At 53.1% G+C, this 4,732-nt stretch carries 4 protein-coding genes and 3 tRNA genes; 6 read left to right on the forward strand and 1 reads right to left on the reverse strand.

All coding sequences use genetic code 11. The features are described 5' to 3' along the window. On the reverse strand, positions 1-1,328 hold a 1,328-nt coding region (locus ACEYDX_RS00965; protein WP_373740172.1), incomplete at its 3' end, for an ABC-F family ATPase. Between the two features lie 220 nt (positions 1,329-1,548). Between ACEYDX_RS00965 and ACEYDX_RS00970 the strand changes: the two genes are divergently transcribed. The 6 genes from ACEYDX_RS00970 to ACEYDX_RS00995 all read left to right on the forward strand — a co-directional run bounded on the left by ACEYDX_RS00970 (position 1,549) and on the right by ACEYDX_RS00995 (position 4,705). Next, positions 1,549-2,382, forward strand: a complete 834-nt coding sequence (locus ACEYDX_RS00970; protein ID WP_373740173.1) for an amino acid ABC transporter substrate-binding protein — start codon at positions 1,549-1,551, stop codon at positions 2,380-2,382. Continuing rightward, on the forward strand, positions 2,372-3,088 hold the full coding sequence (locus ACEYDX_RS00975; protein WP_373740174.1) for an amino acid ABC transporter permease: 717 nt from the start codon (positions 2,372-2,374) through the stop codon (positions 3,086-3,088). The genes ACEYDX_RS00970 and ACEYDX_RS00975 overlap by 11 nt, the downstream gene beginning before the upstream one ends. A 332-nt stretch (positions 3,089-3,420) precedes the next feature. Then, a complete protein-coding gene (locus ACEYDX_RS00980) occupies positions 3,421-4,173 on the forward strand; it encodes an amino acid ABC transporter ATP-binding protein (protein ID WP_373740175.1) in 753 nt (250 codons plus the stop codon). Positions 4,174-4,428: 255 nt separating this feature from the next. After that, positions 4,429-4,504 (forward strand) — tRNA-Gly (locus ACEYDX_RS00985). Positions 4,505-4,530: 26 nt separating this feature from the next. Further along, positions 4,531-4,606 (forward strand) — tRNA-Gly (locus ACEYDX_RS00990). Positions 4,607-4,629: 23 nt separating this feature from the next. Then, a tRNA-Gly gene (locus ACEYDX_RS00995) sits at positions 4,630-4,705 on the forward strand. Positions 4,706-4,732 lie beyond the last annotated feature (27 nt).

A 4,732-nucleotide genomic window follows, 5' to 3' on the forward strand; every position in this document is an offset into this window, starting at 1 on the left:
ACATCATTGCTGCCGAAGAGCAAACGTCCCAAAGTGCCGCGGATGACTTGCTCGTCGTCGCCTTCCTGACCCCATTGGCGCATCCATTCGCTCAAGTCCATGTCCACGTCGAAATCGTTTTCATGGTCTTGCGGATAGTAGCCGACGCTGGCCTTTTCCGCCCATTTGACGGTGCCTTCGTCGGGCGTGAGGCCGTCTGAATATTCGGCGTTGTACGCGCCGGCCAAGAGTTTCAGCAGGGTGGATTTACCCGCACCGTTGGGGCCGATAATCGCCAGGCGTTGGCCGGCTTCCAAGATGAAGTTCAGGTTTTTGAACAACTGGGTTTCAAAACGCTTCGCCAGTTTTTCCACTTCCACGGCCTGACGGTGCAGCTTGGCTTTTTCGTCGGCTTCAAAACGGATATACGGGTTTTGGCGGGTCGAAGGTTTGACTTCCACCATTTCCGATTTAATCTTGTCGGCCTGTTTCAGACGGCTTGTGGCTTGGCGGGCTTTGGATTTGTTGGCCGAGAAACGCGCCACGAATTCTTGCAGCTCTTGCAGTTTTTCCTTGGCTTTGGCGTTGTCCTTCAGCGCGCGCTCGCGGGATTGGGCGGAGGCGAGCATGTAGTCGTCGTAGTTGCCCGGGTAAATCGTGATGGTGTTGTAGTCCAAATCGGCCATGTGGGTGCAGACTTCGTTCAGGAAGTGGCGGTCGTGGCTGATGATGATCATGGTGCTGTCGTATTCGTTCAACACGCCTTCCAGCCAGCGGATGGTATTGATGTCCAAGTTGTTGGTCGGCTCGTCGAGCAGCAGCACGTCGGGTTTGGAGAATAGGGCTTGCGCGAGCAATACGCGCAGTTTGAAACCGGGGGCGACTTCGCTCATTTGCGCGTTGTGCAAATCTTCGGAAATGCCCACGCCGCTCAACAGTTCGGCCGCACGCGCTTCGGCGGTGTAGCCGTCGTATTCGGCGAACTTGGCTTCCAAATCGGCCGCGCGCATGTAGTCGTCTTCGGTGGCTTCCATGTTGGCGTAAATCGCGTCGCGTTCGGTCATCGCCGCCCACATTTCGGTGTGCCCCATCAACACCACGTCCAGCACGCGCATGTCTTCGTAAGCAAACTGGTCTTGGCGCAGCTTGCCCAAGCGCACGCCGTTTTCAATCGCCACTTCGCCGGCGGTCTGCTCCAAATCGCCGCCCAAAATTTTCATAAACGTCGATTTGCCCGAGCCGTTGGCACCGATCAGGCCGTAGCGGTTGCCCTCGCCGAATTTGACGGACACGTTTTCAAACAGCGGCTTCGCGCCGAACTGCATGGTAATGCCGTTGGTAGAAATCATTGTGTAAACCTTTTGAAAAATAAGCTGTTAAACTTTAGAATTGTACCATAAAACCGTTATCGGCAGATAAAGCCGCTTTTTCAGACGGCCTGTCTCTATGCGGTTGTTTTCCGCTGTTCCGTTCTAAGCAATATAGCCAAGCATTCTTTGAAACGGTTCGACAAATCCCGTACAATCGCGCTTTCATTTTCCCAATACACGACACAAAAGGAATTCCGTTATGTTGAAAAAATTCGTATTCGGCTGTACCGCCGCACTCGTATTGGCTGCCTGCGGCGGCAAAGAAAGCGGCGGCGGTTCGGCTTCTTCCGCATCCGCAGCACCTGCGGCTGCCGTTTCCGGTTCACTGATCGAACGCATCAACAGCAAAGGTACAATTACTGTCGGTACGGAAGGCACCTACGCACCGTTTACCTACCATGACGAAAGCGGCAAACTGACCGGCTACGATGTGGAAGTTACCCGTGCGGTGGCTGAAAAATTGGGCGTAAAAGTCGAATTCAGAGAAACCAAATGGGATGCGATGATGGCCGGTTTGAAAGCAGGCCGTTTCGACGTTGTGGCCAACCAAGTCGGCCTGACCAGTCCCGAACGTCAGGCAACATTCGACAAATCGGAGCCTTACAGCTGGAGCGGTGCGGTATTGGTGGTACGGAAAGACAGCCCGATTAAAGACATCAGCGAAATCGCAGGCAAAAAAGCGGCGCAATCGCTGACCAGCAACTACGGCGAACGCGCCACGGCAGCCAAAGCGGAAATTGTACCTGTCGACGGCTTGGCGCAATCGCTGACCGTTATCGAGCAAAAACGCGCCGACGTAACGCTCAACGACGAACTGGCGGTGCTGGACTATCTGAAGAAAAATCCGAACGCCGGCGTCAAAATCGCTTGGACCGCCCCTGCCGCGGAAAAAGTCGGTGCCGGCCTGATTGTCAACAAGGGCAACGACGAAGCCTTGGCAAAATTCAGCGGCGCAATGAAAGAACTGCAAGCCGACGGTACGCTGAAAAAACTGGGCGAACAATTCTTCGGAAAAGACATCAGTGTTAAATAATTTTCTCGCTTCCCTGCCGTTTATGACGGAAACGCGCGCCGATTTGGTTATCGGCGCGTTTTGGCCTATGGTCAAGGCCGGTTTCATCGTATCCGTGCCGCTGGCGGTGGCATCGTTCGCCATCGGCATGATCATTGCCGTCGCCACCGCATTGGTGCGCGTGATGCCCGAAGGCGGCTGGCTGCACCGCGTTGCGCTGACCGCAACCAATTTCTACATCTCAGCCATACGCGGCACACCGATTCTGGTGCAAGTCTGTATCGTGTTCTACGGCCTGCCTGCCGTCGGTATCTATATCGACCCGATTCCCGCCGCGATTATCGGTTTCTCGGTCAACATCGGCGCATATGCTTCCGAAACCATCCGCGCAGCGATTCTGAGCGTACCCAAAGGCCAGTGGGAAGCAGGATTTTCCATCGGCATGACCTATATGCAGACATTCCGCCGCATCATCATGCCGCAGGCGTTCCGCGTATCCGTACCGCCCTTGAGCAACGAATTCATCGGCCTGTTCAAAAACACCTCGCTGGCATCCGTCGTTACCGTTACCGAACTTTTTCAGACGGCCTCGCAGATTGCCAACCGCAGTTACGACTTCCTGCCCATCTATATCGAAGCAGGACTGATTTACTGGTGTTTCTGTTGGGTGCTGTTTTGGGTGCAGGCCAAACTGGAAAAACGGCTCGACCGCTATGTGGCGAAATAGCCGCAAGAGAACGCGAAAATCTGCCGTTAGCTGCAACGCAACTTGGCGGACTCGTTCCCTGATAATTTTTCAGACGGCCTGTCGTGCCGTAAGGCCGTCTGAAAACCTGAACCGTACCGTTTGGCATGCACATTAGAAAATATTTCCAACTACAAATCTATTTTTTATTCAATGGGTTGAAAATAAAACAGCGATTCACTATTTGTTCAGCAATAACGGCCAATCGGATTTTCAGACGGCCTCTGGCCGTTTTACAACCACAGGCCGTCTGAAAAACAGTTTCCATCCAATCAAGAAAAGCAGCCTACCAACCCGCCTGACAGATAACCCCCATGATAAAAATCCGCAACATCCACAAAGCCTTCGGGCAAAACGAAATCCTGCGCGGTATCGATTTGGACATCGCCAAAGGCAGCGTCGTCGTTATTCTCGGCCCCTCCGGTTCGGGCAAAACCACCTTCCTACGCTGTCTGAACGCACTCGAAACACCGCAGCAGGGCGCAATTACATTCGACGGCGCAAACCCGCTCTCCATCGATTTCGCACAAAATCCGTCCAAAAAAGACATTCTCGCCCTGCGCCGGAAATCGGGCATGGTGTTCCAGCAATACAATCTGTTTCCGCACAAAACCGCACTCGAAAACGTGATGGAAGGTCCCGTAGCCGTTCAAGGCAAGTCCCCGTCCGAAGCACGCGCAGCAGCAGTCAACCTTCTGGAAAAAGTCGGTTTGGGTGACAAAACCGAGCTGTACCCCTACCAGCTTTCCGGCGGCCAGCAGCAACGCGTCGGCATCGCCCGCGCACTCGCCATCCAACCCGAGCTGATGCTCTTCGACGAACCCACCTCCGCCCTCGACCCCGAACTGGTTCAGGATGTACTCAACACCATGAAGGAATTGGCACAGGAAGGCTGGACCATGGCCGTGGTAACACACGAAATCAAATTCGCTATGGAAGTAGCCGATGTAGTCGTCGTCATGGACGGCGGCGTCATCGTCGAACAAGGTTCCCCCGAAACCCTGTTCCGCAACCCGCAACACGAACGGACCAAACGGTTTTTACACCGAATCCGGGCGGACGAATAAATCAAAAAACACAGGCCGTCTGAAAAATACTGTTTCAGACGGCCTTTATCTTGCCTTTATCTTAATAATGAGAAATTAACAAAGCAATGAGTCATCAAAACCCTCTTTCCAACATTCCCCTTATAGCTATTGACAAAACACCGTAAAAAAACAAACCGGAAACAACCATATTTCATCACCAAAAAAACTTGACGCATTCTGCCAAATCCATAATAATGCGTTCTTCGCAAAAAACGCGGAACCTGATTTGATTCGGCGGGAATAGCTCAGTTGGTAGAGCGCAACCTTGCCAAGGTTGAGGTCGCGAGTTCGAGACTCGTTTCCCGCTCCATTCCGAATCCAATTTAAAGTACCCTAGCGGGAATAGCTCAGTTGGTAGAGCGCAACCTTGCCAAGGTTGAGGTCGCGAGTTCGAGACTCGTTTCCCGCTCCAAATTTCATAAAAATGCCGTCAATGCGGGAATAGCTCAGTTGGTAGAGCGCAACCTTGCCAAGGTTGAGGTCGCGAGTTCGAGACTCGTTTCCCGCTCCATCCGTCTGCATTTTTACTTGCGGGAAT

Origin of the sequence: Neisseria sp. (genome assembly GCF_041804105.1) — a bacterium.
Lineage (GTDB): Bacteria > Pseudomonadota > Gammaproteobacteria > Burkholderiales > Neisseriaceae > Neisseria.